General features: G+C 59.1%; 16 protein-coding genes. 6 read left to right on the top strand and 10 right to left on the bottom strand.

Annotated features, from left to right (window positions below):
* Positions 1-12 precede the first annotated feature (12 nt).
* On the top strand, positions 13-693 hold the full coding sequence (locus AB7M25_RS04500) for a GntR family transcriptional regulator (RefSeq protein ID WP_454237020.1): 681 nt from the start codon (positions 13-15) through the stop codon (positions 691-693).
* A gap of 123 nt (positions 694-816) precedes the next feature.
* Here the strand turns inward: AB7M25_RS04500 and yjiA are convergent, their stop codons facing one another.
* From yjiA to AB7M25_RS04485, 3 genes are all read right to left on the bottom strand, one after another.
* Positions 817-1,788, bottom strand: coding sequence for a GTPase (gene yjiA, locus AB7M25_RS04495; protein WP_429518994.1), 972 nt, complete (start codon positions 1,786-1,788; stop codon positions 817-819).
* Positions 1,789-1,950: 162 nt separating this feature from the next.
* A complete protein-coding gene (locus AB7M25_RS04490) occupies positions 1,951-2,148 on the bottom strand; it encodes a YbdD/YjiX family protein (RefSeq protein WP_008052036.1) in 198 nt (65 codons plus the stop codon).
* A 15-nt stretch (positions 2,149-2,163) separates the two neighbouring features.
* On the bottom strand, positions 2,164-4,230 hold the full coding sequence (locus tag AB7M25_RS04485) for a carbon starvation CstA family protein (protein WP_429561297.1): 2,067 nt from the start codon (positions 4,228-4,230) through the stop codon (positions 2,164-2,166).
* 160 nt (positions 4,231-4,390) lie between these two features.
* On the opposite strand from AB7M25_RS04485, the gene AB7M25_RS04480 reads away from it, so the two are divergent.
* The gene (locus AB7M25_RS04480; RefSeq protein WP_429383810.1) at positions 4,391-4,759 is read left to right on the top strand and encodes a PilZ domain-containing protein; all 369 of its coding nucleotides are present in this window, start codon (positions 4,391-4,393) and stop codon (positions 4,757-4,759) included.
* Between the two features lie 48 nt (positions 4,760-4,807).
* Here AB7M25_RS04480 and radA read toward each other — a convergent pair whose 3' ends face one another.
* The gene (gene radA / locus AB7M25_RS04475) at positions 4,808-6,175 is read right to left on the bottom strand and encodes a DNA repair protein RadA (protein WP_104451380.1); all 1,368 of its coding nucleotides are present in this window, start codon (positions 6,173-6,175) and stop codon (positions 4,808-4,810) included.
* Between the two features lie 603 nt (positions 6,176-6,778).
* Between radA and mscL the strand changes: the two genes are divergently transcribed.
* Positions 6,779-7,192, top strand: coding sequence for a large-conductance mechanosensitive channel protein MscL (gene mscL / locus AB7M25_RS04470; protein ID WP_104451379.1), 414 nt, complete (start codon positions 6,779-6,781; stop codon positions 7,190-7,192).
* Between the two features lie 42 nt (positions 7,193-7,234).
* Here mscL and AB7M25_RS04465 read toward each other — a convergent pair whose 3' ends face one another.
* Positions 7,235-8,011 (bottom strand): ferredoxin--NADP reductase, encoded by a 777-nt coding sequence (locus tag AB7M25_RS04465; RefSeq protein WP_454237019.1) that lies wholly within the window; start codon positions 8,009-8,011, stop codon positions 7,235-7,237.
* A gap of 305 nt (positions 8,012-8,316) precedes the next feature.
* On the opposite strand from AB7M25_RS04465, the gene AB7M25_RS04460 reads away from it, so the two are divergent.
* Positions 8,317-9,030, top strand: coding sequence for a LuxR C-terminal-related transcriptional regulator (locus tag AB7M25_RS04460; RefSeq protein WP_454237018.1), 714 nt, complete (start codon positions 8,317-8,319; stop codon positions 9,028-9,030).
* Positions 9,031-9,205: 175 nt separating this feature from the next.
* Positions 9,206-10,330 (top strand): methyltransferase, encoded by a 1,125-nt coding sequence (locus tag AB7M25_RS04455; protein ID WP_429519629.1) that lies wholly within the window; start codon positions 9,206-9,208, stop codon positions 10,328-10,330.
* Positions 10,331-10,395: 65 nt separating this feature from the next.
* On the opposite strand, the gene AB7M25_RS04450 is transcribed toward AB7M25_RS04455, so the two are convergent.
* The 3 genes from AB7M25_RS04450 to AB7M25_RS04440 all read right to left on the bottom strand — a co-directional run bounded on the left by AB7M25_RS04450 (position 10,396) and on the right by AB7M25_RS04440 (position 13,084).
* Positions 10,396-10,563 carry a DUF2474 domain-containing protein gene (locus AB7M25_RS04450; protein ID WP_007975773.1) on the bottom strand — a complete coding sequence of 56 codons (168 nt, stop codon included), beginning with the start codon at positions 10,561-10,563 and terminating at the stop codon, positions 10,396-10,398.
* A 73-nt stretch (positions 10,564-10,636) separates the two neighbouring features.
* Positions 10,637-11,644: a cytochrome d ubiquinol oxidase subunit II gene (cydB, locus tag AB7M25_RS04445; RefSeq protein ID WP_429383818.1), complete on the bottom strand. Its 1,008-nt coding sequence runs from the start codon at positions 11,642-11,644 to the stop codon at positions 10,637-10,639.
* 3 nt (positions 11,645-11,647) lie between these two features.
* Positions 11,648-13,084 carry a cytochrome ubiquinol oxidase subunit I gene (locus tag AB7M25_RS04440; protein ID WP_454237017.1) on the bottom strand — a complete coding sequence of 479 codons (1,437 nt, stop codon included), beginning with the start codon at positions 13,082-13,084 and terminating at the stop codon, positions 11,648-11,650.
* Between the two features lie 469 nt (positions 13,085-13,553).
* Here AB7M25_RS04440 and AB7M25_RS04435 point away from each other — a divergent pair, with 469 nt between their 5' ends.
* Positions 13,554-14,804 carry an MFS transporter gene (locus AB7M25_RS04435; RefSeq protein WP_007975778.1) on the top strand — a complete coding sequence of 417 codons (1,251 nt, stop codon included), beginning with the start codon at positions 13,554-13,556 and terminating at the stop codon, positions 14,802-14,804.
* Positions 14,805-14,809: 5 nt separating this feature from the next.
* Here the strand turns inward: AB7M25_RS04435 and AB7M25_RS04430 are convergent, their stop codons facing one another.
* Both AB7M25_RS04430 and AB7M25_RS04425 read right to left on the bottom strand, forming a co-directional pair.
* The gene (locus AB7M25_RS04430; protein WP_429383824.1) at positions 14,810-15,361 is read right to left on the bottom strand and encodes a DJ-1 family glyoxalase III; all 552 of its coding nucleotides are present in this window, start codon (positions 15,359-15,361) and stop codon (positions 14,810-14,812) included.
* A 68-nt stretch (positions 15,362-15,429) separates the two neighbouring features.
* Complete coding sequence (locus AB7M25_RS04425) at positions 15,430-15,876, bottom strand: DUF4879 domain-containing protein (protein WP_454237016.1); 447 nt, start codon at positions 15,874-15,876, stop codon at positions 15,430-15,432.
* Positions 15,877-15,919: the final 43 nt, after the last annotated feature.

Genomic DNA, 15,919 nt, shown 5'->3' with positions numbered 1-15,919 from the left:
TGGAGATCGGCCATGAACAGCCTCGCCTCGCCACAAACACTCGCCACCCTGCCCGTCCGCCCTTCAGTGGATGATCTGTATTCACAGGTCCTAGAGGCCATTTTCGAACAGCGCATCCATTCGGCCAGTCGCTTTACGGAAGAAAGCCTTGCACAGATGTTCGGTGCCCGGCGCAGCGACATGCGTGAGGTGCTGATGCGACTGTCCCATCAGCACATCATCCTCCTTCGCGCCAACCATCGTCCCCGGGTCACCGAGCCTGATGCCGAGCAGACTCGGCAGACACTGCATGCCCGTCGACTGGCCGAGATCATGCTGTTGCGGCTGGCCGCTCAGCGTGCGTGCGCGCAAGACTTGAAGCGCCTGCGGACACTGGTCGAAAACGAGCGTCAATGCGCCGAGCGTGGCCGGGCGATTCGTTTGTCGGGAGAGTTTCATTTGCAGTTGGCACAAATGGCGGGAAATGCACCGCTAGCGCATTTTCTTGAGAGCCTTGTCCCACTGACTTCGCTGGCGATTGCGCAGTGTGAGGAGCAGATGCACAGTTGTTGTGCCTGGCAGGATCATTTGGCGATTGTTGATGCTGTTGAACGTGGAAATACTGCGACAGCGACCATGCTGATTAACCGGCATCTGGATCATCTGGAACAGACACTGCTCAATACAACCCGTGAACATTGTGTTGCCGGCTAGATTGCATCGCGGGCAAGCCCGCTCCCACAGTGTTCGAGGATGAGCACAGACATTGTGTTCAACCAGAAACCTGTGGGAGCCGGGCTTGCCCGCGATGGCGTCCTCAAAGACGCCATAAAAACCTCAGACCGCCGCCACCCGTGCAAACCCCTCACGAATTTTCTCTTCCGGCAAATCGTCAGCAATGAACACGATCACGCTCTCGCGCACTTCGTCTTCAGCCCACTCGGTATCCCAGTCGAAACCATAAAGCTTCAGCACTCCCTGAAACACCATGCGCCGTGGTTCACCGAGGATGTTCAATACGCCTTTGTAACGCAGCAACTGCTTGCCATGCTCTTCCAGCAGTTCGTTCATGAACTCGCTGAGCTTGTCGATATCCAGCGGCTTTTCAGTGCGCAGGACCAGACTGGAAATACGATCGATGGACGGTGCCTGGCTGACCGGTCGCAAACTCACACCGCCACCGAGGTCGGCGTTGAGATTGAAACCGCGCACGTCAAGCAATTCGGCCAGGTCGATCTTGCCGTGGTCGACCACGCGGATCGGGGCGCGACGGTTGATGCGCGTCAGGCGCTCGCTCAACGCGGTGAATGTCGGCTCGTCTACCAGATCGCGCTTGCTCACCAGCAAGCGGTCGGCGAAACCGATCTGCGCCTGGGCGATGGTCTGGGTCAGGTGCGAGTCGGCATGTGCCGCGTCGACCAGCGTGATGATGCCGTCGAGGATGTAGCGCTCGCGCAGTTCCTCATCGATGAAGAAGGTTTGCGCCACGGGTGCAGGATCGGCCAGTCCGGTGCATTCGATCACCAGGCGGTCGAAGGCTATGTCGCCCTGGTCCAGACGCTCGAGCAACAGATAAAGCGCCTTGGTCAGGTCGGTATGGATGGTGCAGCAGACGCAGCCGTTGGAGAGTGTCATCACTTGGACCGGTTCATCACCCAACAATTGGGTGTCGATACCGGCGTCGCTGAATTCGTTCTCGATCACGGCGATTTTCAGGCCGTGCTCGGCCTTGAGCAGGTGGCGCAACAGGGTGGTCTTGCCGGCGCCGAGGAAGCCGCTGAGGATCGTGACCGGGATGGGGGAGGACAAACGGGATCTCCTTTTTCACAAGATGAAAACACAACACAGAACAAATGTGGGAGCGGGCTTGCTCGCGAAGGGGTTGTGTCAATCGACATGAATGTTGAATGACACACCGCTTTCGCGAGCAAGCCCGCTCCCACAGGGATTGCCGTTAATCCGAACGCCGGATCAACAGCACTTCGGCCCGCCCTTGCCACCGTAACGGGCTTCCTGACGTTCGCGGAAGAACATCTCGTAGCTCATCACCGGTTTGTCCGGGTGCTTGCTCTGCATGTGCTCGACGTAGTTGTCGTAGTCGGGCATGCCGACCATCAGGCGCGCGGCCTGACCGAGGTATTTACCCAGGCGACTCAAGTCATTGAACATGATGAAAATCCTCGATCACGCTTCCGGCAGAGCCTGGAATGGCGCTTCTTTATCCGTGCGCTCTTTGCTGCCCCAGGCGGAAATACCGACCTTGAGCGCATAGAACAGGATGCTGAACACCACGAACAGGAACAGCGCAGTCAGCGTTGCGTTGGTATAGGCGTTGAAGATCACGTGCTGCATCTGCGTGATGTCCTTGGCCGGGGCGAGGATCTGGCCGTTAGCCAATGCATCGCTGTATTTTTTCGCCAGAGACAGGAAGCCGATCGCCGGGTTGGCGTCGAACAGCTTGATGAAGCCGGCGGTGGTGGTGCAAATCAGCAACCACGTGGCTGGCACCAGGGTCACCCAAATGTAGCGCTGACGCTTCATCTTGATCAGCACCACGGTGCCGAGCATCAACGCAATACCGGCCAGCATCTGGTTGGAGATACCGAACAGCGGCCACAAGGTGTTGATGCCGCCCAGCGGATCGATCACGCCCTGGTACAGCAGATAACCCCACATGGCCACGCAACCGGCGGTGGCGATCAGGTTGGCGGTCCAGGATTCGGTGCGGCGCAGGGCCGGCACGAACGAGCCGAGCAGGTCCTGGAGCATGAAGCGTCCGGCACGGGTGCCAGCGTCGACCGCGGTCAGGATGAACAGCGCTTCGAACAGGATCGCGAAGTGGTACCAGAACGCCATGGTGTTCTCACCCGGCAGAACACTGTGCAGGATCTGCGCGATCCCCACCGCCAGGGTCGGCGCACCACCGGCACGGGCCAGGATGGTGGTTTCACCAATGTCATGGGCCACCGCTTGCAACGCTTCCGGGGTAATGGCGAAGCCCCAGTTACTGACGGCTGTCGCAACGGCCACCACATCACCGCCGACCACGGCCGCCGGACTGTTCATGGCGAAGTACACGCCCGGCTCGATCACCGACGCGGCGACTATTGCCATGATGGCCACGAAGGATTCCATCAGCATGCCGCCGTAACCGATGTAGCGGGCATTGGTTTCGTTATCCAGCAGTTTCGGTGTGGTCCCGGAGGAGATCAGCGCGTGGAACCCCGACACTGCGCCACAGGCGATGGTGATGAACAGGAACGGGAACAGACCGCCCTTCCACACCGGGCCGGTGCCGTCGATGAACTGGGTCAGGGCCGGCATTTTCAGCTCGGGCATGGTCACCAGGATGCCGATGGCCAGGGCGACGATGGTGCCGATTTTCAGGAAGGTCGACAGGTAGTCACGGGGCGCCAGGATCAGCCACACCGGCAACACCGCCGCGACAAAACCGTAACCGATCAGCATCCAGGTAATTTCTACACCAGTAAAGCTGAACGCCTTGGCCCACACCGGATCCGCGGCAATCTGCCCACCGAGCCAGATCGAACCGAGCAGCAACAGCACGCCGATCACCGAGATTTCACCGATGCGGCCCGGGCGGATGTAGCGCATGTAGATGCCCATGAACATCGCGATCGGGATGGTCGCCATTACCGTGAAAATGCCCCAAGGGCTCTCGGCCAGGGCCTTGACCACGATCAGCGCCAGCACCGCGAGGATGATGATCATGATCAGGAAGCAACCGAACAGCGCGATGGTGCCGGGGATGCGGCCCATCTCTTCACGGACCATGTCGCCCAGGGAGCGGCCGTTGCGGCGGGTGGACATGAACAGGACCATGAAATCCTGCACCGAGCCGGCCAGCACCACGCCGGCGATCAGCCACAGCGTACCGGGCAGGTAGCCCATCTGCGCCGCCAGCACCGGGCCGACCAACGGTCCCGCGCCAGCGATGGCCGCGAAGTGGTGACCGAAGAGGATGTGTTTATTGGTCGGAACGTAATCCAGACCGTCATTGTTGATCACGGCGGGAGTGGCCCGTCGCGCATCGAGTTGCATGACACTGTTGGCGATGAACAGACTGTAGTAGCGGTAGGCAACGAGGTAGATGGCCACGGCAGCGACCACAATCCACAAGGCATTGATTGCCTCGCCTCGGCGCAATGCCACGACACCCAGGGCGCACGCACCTACGATTGCCAGCACCAGCCAGGGCAGATGGCGTAGCGGGCTATTATTATTTTTCATTTTATTATTCCAGCCAGAGTGGACAAGAAAGACAGCCACCCCGAGTTTAGCGCTCCTGACGGCAAAGGCCATACCCCGACATAGGTCTGGACACCTGCCAGCGCTGGCAGCCTTGAAGAATGCAGGTCTATAGTCAGCGTACATCTACGAGGATCGTGCCATGAGCGAGCACCCTGCCGAACGTCGCCGCTTCAAACGTATTGCGTTCGATGCCCGAACCGACTTGAGTCAGGGCGAACTCACCTGGCCGGTGAAGTTGATTGACCTGTCGCTCAAGGGGTTGCTGATCGAGCGACCCGATCCGTGGCTGGGCAATCCGCAGCAGGATTTTCTGATCGACATTCATCTGAGCGAAGACGTCGACATCACCATGGATGCGCGACTGACCCACGATGACCATGGCCAACTCGGCTTTGTCTGCCTGCACATCAGTCTGGAATCCATAGAACGGCTGCGGCGGCTGATCGAGCTCAACCTGGCTGATCCAGAAGAGTTGGAGCGCGAACTGGGTGCCCTGATCGAAGTTTGACAGCCTGTCATCTATTCAATGTGGGTGCGGCGGTGTATTAACCCGAAACTATTCGAACAACGCATCGAGTGCCTGTTCCAGGCGAGTGACCGCAATAATCTGCAACCCTGCCGGCGCCTCTTTCGGCGCATTGCCCTTGGGCACGATGGCCCGCTTGAAGCCGTGCTTGGCAGCTTCTTTCAAACGCTCCTGACCGCTCGGCACCGGTCGCACCTCACCGGAAAGCCCCACTTCACCGAACACCAGCAGATCGTGAGGCAGCGGCCGGTTGCGCAAACTGGACATCACCGCTGCCATCAATGCCAGGTCGGACGCCGTTTCGAGCACCTTGACCCCGCCGACCACGTTGAGAAACACGTCCTGGTCGTGAGTCGGAATGCCACCATGACGGTGCAGCACCGCCAGCAACATCGCCAGCCGGTTTTGATCCAGCCCCAGCGTGACCCGCCGCGGGTTGGCCAAATGACTGTCGTCCACCAGCGCCTGTACCTCCACCAACATCGGCCGCGTGCCTTCCCATGTCGCCATGACCACACTGCCGGGCACTTCTTCCTGGGCGCGGGTCAGAAAAATCGCCGAAGGGTTGGAGACTTCTTTCAGGCCCTTGTCGGTCATGCCAAACACGCCCAGTTCATTGACTGCACCGAAACGGTTCTTCACCGCCCGCAGCAGACGCAGGCGCCCGTCGGACTCGCCTTCGAAATACAGCACAGTGTCGACCATGTGCTCCAGAACCCGAGGGCCCGCCAGCGCGCCTTCCTTGGTGACGTGACCCACCAGGAAAATCGCCGTACCGCTCTGCTTGGCATAACGCACCAGCAACGCCGCACTTTCACGCACCTGGGATACACCACCCGGTGCCGATTGCAGTTGCTCGGTAAAGATCGTCTGGATCGAGTCGATCACCATCACCCTGGGCTTTTCCTGACGGGCCGTGGCAATGATGGCTTCGATGCAGGTTTCGGTCATGACCCGCAGTTGATCCTGAGGCAACCCCAGGCGTCGTGCACGCATGGCCACTTGCTGCTGGGATTCTTCACCGGTGACGTACAGCGCCGGCATGCTCTTGGCGAGGTTGCACAATGTTTGCAACAGAATGGTCGACTTGCCGATGCCCGGATCGCCACCGATCAGCACCACCGAGCCATCCACCAGACCACCACCCAGAACCCGGTCGAGCTCGCTGGAAGCGGTGGAGAAGCGAGGAACTTCTTCGACACTGACTTCAGCCAGTGTCTTGATCTGCGCCTGCTGGCCGGCCCAGCCGGTACGACCGCTGGGGGCAGCTGCCCCGCCGCTTTCCACCATGGTTTCGGTGAGCGTGTTCCAGGCCCCGCATTCACCGCACTGGCCGGCCCATTTGGGGAAGGTTGAGCCGCACTCGGTGCAGCCGTACATGCGCTTGGCCTTGGCCATCGGAACTCCCGGAAAAAAACGCGATGATAGCTCAGCTGAGGCACGCGAGTGCGGCCAGATATTTTGCAGCCTCCTGGATGATTTCAAATAGCCATAATCCGTTCGTACTTTTTGAAGTACGACCGCGAAAAAAACCGTGTATAAGTTTTCACCCAGCACACTCAACAAACACTTGTAATGCGCTAACTACCCCCTTAAAAACCTATACAAGCTTTGTTCATTTATACACCCGATGCATAACTTCAAAAACGCCCAAACAAAACAGCCCCCAAACTAACGAAACAGTTAACAGCATTGCAACCTCAATCAATTTTCAATACAAATCTTTTTGTTAAAAAACCACTCGAACAATTTCAACACCCCAACTCAAGGATGGCCCTTCAATCTGATTCGCTCACACAGCGAAGTCATATTGCTTAAAAAAAGCCGAAAGCGAACCACCGCAGAAGGGCTGGCCGGCCCACAAATGAGATCAACCGATGAGTTCTCCATGACCACCCGGATCGATTGCTGGCAAGCACGACAGGCCGTTGATTCGAGCAGAATGCGATTGGCTGATTTACAATGCGTTCATCAACCTCATCTGTAACAAGGAAATAACCTATGGGCGTGCTAAACGAGTTCAAGGCCTTCGCGGTCAAAGGCAACGTGGTCGACATGGCCGTCGGCATCATCATCGGCGCAGCCTTCGGCAAGATCGTCACATCGTTTGTCGGTGACCTGGTCATGCCGCCAATCGGCATGCTGATCGGAGGCGTGGACTTCAGTGATCTGGCCATTACGCTCAAGGCAGCCGAGGGTGCGACTCCGCCGGTGGTGCTGGCCTATGGCAAATTCATCCAGACCATCATCGACTTCATCATCGTCGCCCTCGCGATCTTCGTGGGCGTCAAGGCCATCAACCGCCTGAAGCGCGAAGAGGCTGTGGCTCCGAGCCTGCCGCCGGTTCCCACCAAGGAAGAGGAGTTGCTGGGCGAGATCCGCGACTTGCTCAAGGCCCAGAACAACCGGCCTTGACCGCTCCCGCATAAAAACGGCGCCTTCGAGGCGCCGTTTTTTTTACCAGAAGTTTTCCACCGCCACCTGACCGGGTCGCCGGCTGAGGTTCAAGTGCATGTCCCGCTGTTTAAGCAGCTTGCGCGTGTCATCGATCATCTGCGGATTGCCGCACAGCATGACCCGTGAGTGTTCAGGCGTCAGCGCAACACCCGCGGTGCGCTCCAGTTCGCCGCTTTCAATCAGTGTGGTGATCCGCCCGTTCAATGAGCCAGGATGCTGTTCACGAGTGACCGTGGTGATGAATTGCAGTTTGTGCGCGTACTCGGCCAGATAGTCACGTTGCGTCAGCCCCGCGACCAGTTCCTGATAAGCCAGTTCCCGGGCTTCCCGAACGCTATAGACCAGGATAATCCGCTCGAATCGCTCCCAGACGTCGAAGTCCTGCAGTATCGACAGGAACGGCGCCACGCCGGTCCCGGTGGATAACAGCCATAGATCTCGCCCATCGATAAAACGGTCCGGCGTCAGGTAGCCAAAGGCCTGGCGGTCGACCAGCAATTTGTCTCCAACGACCAGCCGGCTGAGCTCGCTGGTGAACTCACCGCCCGGCACAACAATGGAAAAGAACTCGAGAAATTCGTCAAAGGGCGAGGACACCATGGAGTAGGCGCGCCATACCGTGCTGCCATCAGCCCTGGTGACGCCCAACCGGGCAAACTGCCCCGCCCGAAAACGAAACCCCGCATCCCGCGTGGCCCGCAGGGTAAACAGGTTCGGGGTCAACGGATGAACCTCGAGCAAGGTCTGACGGGTAAATTTTTCTTCGCTGACGGACATGGAAGGCTCCAATCAATAGATACCTCAGTGTCCCGCAAAGACGGCAGCATAAACACAGACATTTTGTAGTGTTATTGCATTTGTAACTTATTGATTATTCGATGTGAGAAACACCAGCCAACTTAAAATGACACATGGCATTTAATATTTCACACACGGTTTAAGAACCTGGCATACACTTTTTCAGCAGTCAAAAGAGCAAAATCGTCGAACTACAATTGTCGGATATGTCCTACACTCCGTCACGTGCCGGATCTCGGATCCAAAATCAGCCCCCTCCGAAAACACTGTTGGAGACCCCGTATATGGAAATCTGGAAGGAGTCACAGCTTCAACTGCTTTCTCAAACACAGGACATTAATACGGCCTATCGAATATCACTGAATTTCGTCAGGAACCTTGGATATAAATTTTGTGCCTTTTCAACCATTTCAGCCAACAGTCACACTGATTGCTGCCCCGTCAACCTGAACAACTATCCACACGACTGGAACACACAGTATGAACAAAACAATGCCCGCGAGATTGACCCCGTAGCGGCCTATTGCAATCACTCCATGCTACCCGTGCTCTGGAGCAAAGAGCTCTTCGGCGCAACCCCGTGGTTATGGCAACTGCTGCAACAGCAAGGCTTGGCGCATGGCTGGTCGCAAGCAATCCACGATGAAGAAAGCGGTCTGCGCAGCATTCTCAGCCTGGCCCGAAGTCATTGCCCGATTTCAGCCTATGAGCTGTACGAGAATCTTGGATTCTCGGTGTTCATCAGTCGCCACCTGCACGCGTTGGCGATCGGAATGCAACCGAAAAAACCGGCTCGCCTTCAGGTTCCCTCCTTGTCACGGCGGGAGCTCGAAGTCTTGAAACTGTCGGCCGATGGCAAGACGGCCTATGAAATTGCCAGGATCCTCAATTTGAGTGAACGCACGGTCAACTTTCATGTGCACAGGGCTATCGAAAAGCTCGGCGTCAACAACAAGATGGCGGCAGTCATGGCCGCGAACCGGTCCGGAGCCATCTGAAAGCGCCCGACTGCAGGAAAACCTGCGAGTAATCCGATCAAAAAAAACGTACCATTTGCGGTCCCTCCTGAGTGATGGCGTGTAGACCTTCACGACGCAGTACACTCGGACGGCTCCGCCCGCACCAACGCCTTAGGTCAGCGGGACATCCGTTGATTACCCAGAGCCCCGCCCCATGCCTTTGCTCGAAACATCCTTCGCCAGCCTCGACCTGATACGCCAGCCAGAACAGCAGAACGAACCGTTGCAAGCTTTCGACGCGGCTGATGAATACCTGCTCAATTATCTGGCCGAGCAGCAGCCAGCGGCCGAGATGCGGGTATTGGTGCTCAACGACAGTTTCGGCGCGTTGGCGGCCAGCCTGGCGGGCAAGGTGCGGGTGGTCAGCAGCGGTGATTCGTTCCTGGCCTTGCAGGGTCTGGAAAAGAACCTGGTGCGCAACGGCCTGGCGTTTGATGCGGTACCGAGCGTCCCCGCCAGCGAGGCCCCTGTCGGGCCATTCGACTGCGTGCTGATCCGCGTACCGAAAACCCTGGCATTGCTGGAAGAGCAACTGATCCGCCTGCAAGGGCAACTGGCACCTGGCGCCCAAGTGATTGCCGCGGCCATGATCAAGCACCTGCCCCGGGCGGCGGGCGACTTGCTGGAGCGCTACATCGGCCCCGTACAAGCCTCGCTGGCGGTGAAGAAGGCGCGTTTATTGATTGCCGCGGCAGAAGACAAAACCCCGGTTGTGTCGCCTTACCCGACGCGGTACAGACTCGACGAACCGGCTATCGAACTGCTCAACCACGCCAATGTGTTTTGCCGCGAAGGCCTGGACATCGGTACCCGGGCGTTTTTGCCACACCTGCCGAAAAACCTTGGCTCGGCGCGGGTCGCCGATCTCGGTTGCGGCAACGGTGTCCTGGCCATCGCCAGCGCTCTGCAAAACCCCGAGGCCCACTACACGCTGGTGGACGAATCGTTCATGGCCGTGCAATCGGCCGCCGAGAACTGGCACGCAGCGTTGGGTGAACGGGAAGTGATCGTGCGTGCCGGCGATGGCCTAGCCGGCCAGGAACCGCAATCGCTTGACGTGGTGCTGTGCAATCCGCCATTTCACCAGCAACAGGTCGTGGGCGACTTCCTGGCCTGGCGGATGTTCCAGCAAGCACGCGAAGCGCTGGTTGTGGGCGGCGCGCTGTACATCGTCGGCAATCGTCACCTGGGTTACCACAGCAAGCTGGCGCGTTTGTTCCGTGGCGTCGAGCAAGTGGCAGCCAATCCGAAATTCGTGATTCTCAAGGCGCGAAAGTAACAGGCAAAAAAAAACCCTCCGGTCGGAGGGTTGTAAATCCGCGCCTTGAGGCTGCGGGGGAGATGTCAGTGCGTCGTCAGGCCGGCCGCGTTCATGAACAGACGCATCAAGCTGGCGACGATGAACAAGGCGCCCACGCTGCCGACCCAGATCAGGGCCAACCAGCCAAGCCGCTGCCACAGCGGTTTTTTTTCGGCTTCTTCAATGTCGTGCAGGGAATGTTTGGCAGCCATAACGTCAATCCTCTTCAAGATTGATGGCGTCGCATCCGACGCCATCGCGAGCAAGCCCGCTCCCACAACAGGGCTAGTGGTAACCGTCTTCATGGGTGACCTTGCCGCGGAACACGTAGTAGCTCCAGAAGGTGTAGCCCAGGATGAACGGGATGATGAACAGCGTGCCCACCAGCATGAAACCCTGGCTTTGCGGCGGCGCGGCGGCATCCCAGATCGAGATCGACGGCGGGATGATGTTCGGCCACAGGCTGATGCCCAAGCCGCTGTAACCGAGGAAGATCAGCACCAGGGTCAACAGGAACGGCGTGTAGTGCGCGTTGCGGGCCACGGCGCGGATCAAGCCGTACATCGTCACCAGCACCAGAATCGGCACCGGCATGAACCAGAACAGATTCGGCATGCTGAACCAGCGTGCGGCAATTTCCGCGTGGGCCAACGGAGTCCAGATGCTGACGATGCCGATCACCGCCAGCAGTACAAAGGCCAATGGCCGTGCCAGGTCATGCATCTGCTCCTGCAACTTGCCTTCGGTCTTCATGATCAGCCAGGTGCAACCGAGCAACGCATAGGCCACCACCAGCGCCGCGCCACAGAACATCGTGAACGGTGTCAGCCAGTCCAGTGATCCACCGGCGAACTGCCGATTGACCACCGGCAGCCCATCGATGAACGCGCCGAGTGCTACACCCTGGAAGAACGTCGCGGTGACCGAGCCACCGATGAACGCCTTGTCCCACAGGTGGCGCTTGTCGTCCCTGGCCTTGAAGCGGAACTCGAAGGCTACGCCGCGGAAGATCAGCCCGATCAACATCAGGATCAGCGGCAGGTACAACGCCGAGAGCACCACCGAATAGGCCAGCGGAAATGCGCCGAACAACGCCGCGCCCCCCAACACCAGCCAGGTCTCGTTGCCGTCCCAGACCGGGGCGACGGTGTTCATCATCACATCGCGATCGGTCTTGCCCGGAATGAACGGGAAAAGAATGCCGATGCCCAGGTCAAAACCGTCCATGACCACGTACATCATGATGCCGAAGATGATGATCACGGCCCAGATCAGCGGAAGATCAATACCCATGATTCAAATCTCCTTGGTCAGGCTGTGGCCGGCATCGGTGTGATCATCGTCGGCGGCGGACAGCGGACGGGCCGGTGTGCGTTTCTGCCCGGGGCCACCGTCGTTGGTTTCCTTGCCTTCGTCGATCTTCGGCCCCTTGCGCACCAGGCGCATCATGTAGCCAAGTCCGGCGCCAAACAGGGCGAAATACACCACGACGAACAGGATCAGGGTGATGCTCATCTGCATGACGCTATGGTTGGACGACGCATCCGCCGTGCGCATCAGGCCGTAGACCACCCACGGCTGACGGCCGATTTCGGTGGTGAACCAGCCGGCGAGGATCGCAATCAGGCCTGACGGCCCCATCCACAACGCCAGGTACAGGAACGGCCGCGAGGTGTAGAGGGTGTCGCGCTTGCGCAGCCACAGGCTCCACAAGCCGGTGAAGACCATCAGCATGCCCAGGCCCACCATGATCCGGAACGACCAGAACACAATGCTCGAATTTGGCCGGTCTTCAGGCGGGAACTCCTTGAGCGCCGGGACTTGCTTGTCCAGCGAGTGAGTCAGGATCAGGCTGCCCAGGTACGGGATCTCGACGGCGAACTTGGTTTTTTCCTCCTTCATGTCCGGCCAACCGAACAGGATCAGCGGCGTTGCCTCGTTACCCTTGTTTTCCCAGTGCCCCTCGATCGCGGCGATTTTCGCCGGCTGATGCTCAAGTGTATTGAGGCCGTGGAAGTCGCCGATGACCGCCTGGATCGGCGCGACGATCAACGCCATCCACATCGCCATCGAGAGCATTTTGCGGATCGCCGGGTTGTCCTTGCCGCGCAGCAAATGCCAGGCCGCCGAGGCACCCACGAAGAAGGCCGTGGCTACGAACGCCGCCGTGGCCATGTGCATCAGGCGATACGGGAACGACGGGTTGAAGATCACTGCCAGCCAGTCGGTGGGTATGACTTGCCCGTTGACGATCTCGAAGCCCTGCGGGGTCTGCATCCAGCTGTTGGAGGCGAGAATCCAGAAGGTCGAGATCAACGTACCGATGGCCACCATCACGGTGGCGAAGAAGTGCAGGCCGCGCCCGACCTTGTTCCAGCCAAACAGCATAACCCCCAGGAACCCCGCCTCGAGGAAGAACGCCGTGAGCACTTCATAGGTCAGCAACGGCCCGGTAACCGATCCGGCGAAGTCCGAGAAGCGGCTCCAGTTAGTACCGAACTGATAGGCCATGACCAGGCCGGAAACCACGCCCATGCCGAAGTTGACGGCAAAGATCTTCGACCAGAAATGGTAGAGGTCACGGTAGGTGTCGTTATGGGTTTTCAACCACAGGCCTTCGAGTACCGCCAGGTAACTCGCCAGGCCGATGGTGATGGCCGGAAACAGGATGTGGAACGAGATGGTGAACGCGAACTGAATTCGGGCGAGATCAAGTGCCTCTAAACCGAACATAAGTCTTCCTCTGTCAGGTAGTACGGCTGCTGGCTGGAAGCCTGCACCCACGGCCCCCACGGATATGGAGTGTGGCGAATCTCTGTTTGTTCTTTTTTTGCACGCATCACAACGCAGGGAGTCTGGCCTTGCGGCCGCCGGATCAATTCCTTTTGTGGGTTTTGATCTGGATCAATCAACGTTGAAAGAGTAGTCCCAATTTCGGGGATGAACCGCGTGGTCTTTTGCCGCGTGACAAGTTGCCTCATGGCCTTGGTCACGAGCTGAAATACATTTCCTGTGGGAGCGGGCTTGCTCGCGAAGGCTGAGTGTCAGTCAACATTGATGTTGAAGCTGATGTCCCCTTCGCGAGCAAGCCCGCTCCCACAGGAAAATCGATGTCTGGCTAACTAAATTTTTTGTCATGGCAACCTTCTGTTACAGGTTGGTGATAATCTCGCTGCTCCCCTCTCCCCAGATTTCCCCGCAGATGCCCAGCCAAGAGCCCTTGCTGTTACGTCACCATCGCCCTTTTCTCGCGTTCTGGCTGGCCCGGATCTTTACCGCCAGCGGCTTCCAGATGCTCACCGTGGCCATCGGCTGGAACCTGTATCAATTGACCGGCAATGTGCTCGACCTGGGTCTGGTCGGCCTGGTCGAATTCGCCCCGCGCGTGCTGTTCATGCTGCACACCGGGCACGTCGCCGACCGCTATGACCGGCGCAAGGTCGCGGCGATCTGCCAGTCCCTGCAGGCATTGATCGCCCTGTCGCTGGCCATCGGCAGCGCGACCGACCATGTCACTCGGGAAATGATCTTTATCCTGGCCTTCCTGCTCGGTGCCGCGCGTTCCTTTGAAATGCCGACCACCCAGGCCCTGCTGCCCAGTATCGTGCCCAGCGCGCTGTTTCCCCGGGCCGTGGCCGCCGCACAATCGGCCCAGCAATCAGCCACCATCGTCGCCCCGGCCCTTGGCGGTTTGCTCTACGCCTTCGGCAGCGTCTGGGTGTATGGCCCGACGGTGCTGCTGTATGTCATCGCCTGTTCGCTGATGCTCAACCTGCCGGCCCGGCAGACGCCGCTGAACAAGGGCAAGGCCACGCTGGATTCACTGCTCGCAGGCATCCGCTTCATCCGCAGTCGTCCAGACATTCTCGGGGCGATCTCCCTCGATCTGTTCGCGGTGCTATTGGGGGGTGCCACGGCACTGCTGCCGGTGTTCGCCAAGGACATTCTGCTGACCGGACCGTGGGGGCTGGGCTTGTTGCGCTCCGCACCGGCAGTGGGTGCGCTGCTGATGTCGCTGTTCCTGGCGCGGTTTGCCGTGGAGCGCAACGTCGGGCGGGTGATGTTCACCGCCGTGGGCATCTTCGGCGTGGCAACCATCGCCTTCGGCCTGTCGACCTCGTTCTGGTTTTCCTTGGCGGTGTTGGTGGTGTTGGGCGCGGCAGACATGATCAGCATGGTGATCCGCGCCTCGTTCGTACAACTGGAAACCCCGGACGAAATGCGCGGCCGGGTCAGCGCCGTGAACGGTCTGTTCATCGGTGCCTCGAACCAGTTGGGCGAATTCGAATCGGGCCTGACGGCCCACTGGTTCGGCACCGTGCCAGCCGTGGTAATGGGCGGGATCGGCACGCTGGTGGTGACCGGGGTGTGGGTCAAACTGTTCCCGACCCTGGCCAGCCGCGATCGCATGCACGTGGCTAAAGATGAAGAGAAGCAAGAGGCGAAAGTCTAAGCGGGCTACACCAACAACTCCCCCGCCACCGCCGCACGTGTGGCTTTGCCGCAGAGTTGCTCCACCAGCGCCAGGGCAAATGCCAATGCGCCAGCCGAGCCCTGGGCGGTGATGCAGTTGCCATCGACCACTACCGGTTGATCGACGAAGTTACAGCCCAACAGTTGATGGCTGGCCGATGGCAGGCAGGTCATGCGCCTTTGACGCAAAACGCCAAAGGCTTGCAGCGCCACGGCGGGCGCTTCGGCGATGCCGGCGAACAAGCGACCGGCTGCCGCCTGATCCTTGATCAATTGTTGCAGGGGTTGGTGGGCGGCCAAGTGCTGCGCCCCCACCGCGCCACCCGGCAAGGCAATCAGGTCGAAAGGCTGCGCCAGCAAGTCCACCAGCATGGCATCGGACGTCAGCCGAGTGCCGCGGGCGCAAGTGAGCATGCGCCGCCCTTCGATACTGGCCACCACCACTTCTACCTTGGCGCGGCGCAGTACGTCGATCAGGGTCACGGTCTGCAGGTCATCGGTCCCCTCGGCGAGGGCAATCAAGGCTCTAAAGGTCATCGGGTACTGTCCACGGAGTGATCTTTTAAGCGTAGTCAGCTTTCCCGCGCCTTGTTCGAGACATGTGGCTACTGGATGTAAAGCTGTGTCGACATCGTATTGCCGGGCGCATTGATCGAGGTATTGCTGAAGGTCAGAGTGCCTTCCTGTTTGCCAGCCAGATCGAGTGCATACAAATAGCCGACGGTTTTTTCCCCGGGGGTGCAACTGGTCAGGTTGCCGTTCTTGAACGCGCAGACCGGCGTACGCGTACCGTTCACCTCAAAACCGTCGATGGCGACCTGGGCCTCACGCCCGTAACCCACTTCCAGCACGTACACCGTGATGTTCGGGCCATTGTGATCGCAGCGCGTCCGGGTTTGCCCTTCGTCGATGTTTTCAACGCCACAGGACGGCGAAGCGACTTTGAGCACTTTCAATTGACTCAATGGCGGGGCCGATGCCGCCGTGGCCGTTTGCGCCCCAAGAAGCAAGGCTATCAATACGCCGAACACGCTAACCAGACGCCTTTTCATGCAGTCCTTTCCCCCCCGAAAAACCAGCGCGCAGTATGGCGTA

The organism is Pseudomonas sp. AP3_22 TE3818 (assembly GCF_053628995.1).
The sequence above is the reverse complement of the archived record's forward strand: the minus strand, read 5'-3'. Positions and strand labels throughout refer to the sequence as shown.

What these genes read in the sequence shown, in the direction of transcription:
- AB7M25_RS04460 (WP_454237018.1), top strand. Translation starts at nt 8,317, where the DNA reads ATGGAAATCTGGAAGGAGTCACAGCTTCAACTGCTTTCTCAAACACAG.
- AB7M25_RS04435 (WP_007975778.1), top strand. Translation starts at nt 13,554, where the DNA reads ATGCCCAGCCAAGAGCCCTTGCTGTTACGTCACCATCGCCCTTTTCTC.
- cydB (WP_429383818.1), bottom strand. Translation starts at nt 11,644, where the DNA reads ATGGGTATTGATCTTCCGCTGATCTGGGCCGTGATCATCATCTTCGGC.
- AB7M25_RS04500 (WP_454237020.1), top strand. Translation starts at nt 13, where the DNA reads ATGAACAGCCTCGCCTCGCCACAAACACTCGCCACCCTGCCCGTCCGC.
- AB7M25_RS04450 (WP_007975773.1), bottom strand. Translation starts at nt 10,563, where the DNA reads ATGGCTGCCAAACATTCCCTGCACGACATTGAAGAAGCCGAAAAAAAA.
- AB7M25_RS04430 (WP_429383824.1), bottom strand. Translation starts at nt 15,361, where the DNA reads ATGACCTTTAGAGCCTTGATTGCCCTCGCCGAGGGGACCGATGACCTG.
- AB7M25_RS04465 (WP_454237019.1), bottom strand. Translation starts at nt 8,011, where the DNA reads ATGTCCGTCAGCGAAGAAAAATTTACCCGTCAGACCTTGCTCGAGGTT.
- AB7M25_RS04485 (WP_429561297.1), bottom strand. Translation starts at nt 4,230, where the DNA reads ATGAAAAATAATAATAGCCCGCTACGCCATCTGCCCTGGCTGGTGCTG.
- AB7M25_RS04480 (WP_429383810.1), top strand. Translation starts at nt 4,391, where the DNA reads ATGAGCGAGCACCCTGCCGAACGTCGCCGCTTCAAACGTATTGCGTTC.
- radA (WP_104451380.1), bottom strand. Translation starts at nt 6,175, where the DNA reads ATGGCCAAGGCCAAGCGCATGTACGGCTGCACCGAGTGCGGCTCAACC.
- AB7M25_RS04490 (WP_008052036.1), bottom strand. Translation starts at nt 2,148, where the DNA reads ATGTTCAATGACTTGAGTCGCCTGGGTAAATACCTCGGTCAGGCCGCG.
- AB7M25_RS04455 (WP_429519629.1), top strand. Translation starts at nt 9,206, where the DNA reads ATGCCTTTGCTCGAAACATCCTTCGCCAGCCTCGACCTGATACGCCAG.
- mscL (WP_104451379.1), top strand. Translation starts at nt 6,779, where the DNA reads ATGGGCGTGCTAAACGAGTTCAAGGCCTTCGCGGTCAAAGGCAACGTG.
- AB7M25_RS04425 (WP_454237016.1), bottom strand. Translation starts at nt 15,876, where the DNA reads ATGAAAAGGCGTCTGGTTAGCGTGTTCGGCGTATTGATAGCCTTGCTT.
- AB7M25_RS04440 (WP_454237017.1), bottom strand. Translation starts at nt 13,084, where the DNA reads ATGTTCGGTTTAGAGGCACTTGATCTCGCCCGAATTCAGTTCGCGTTC.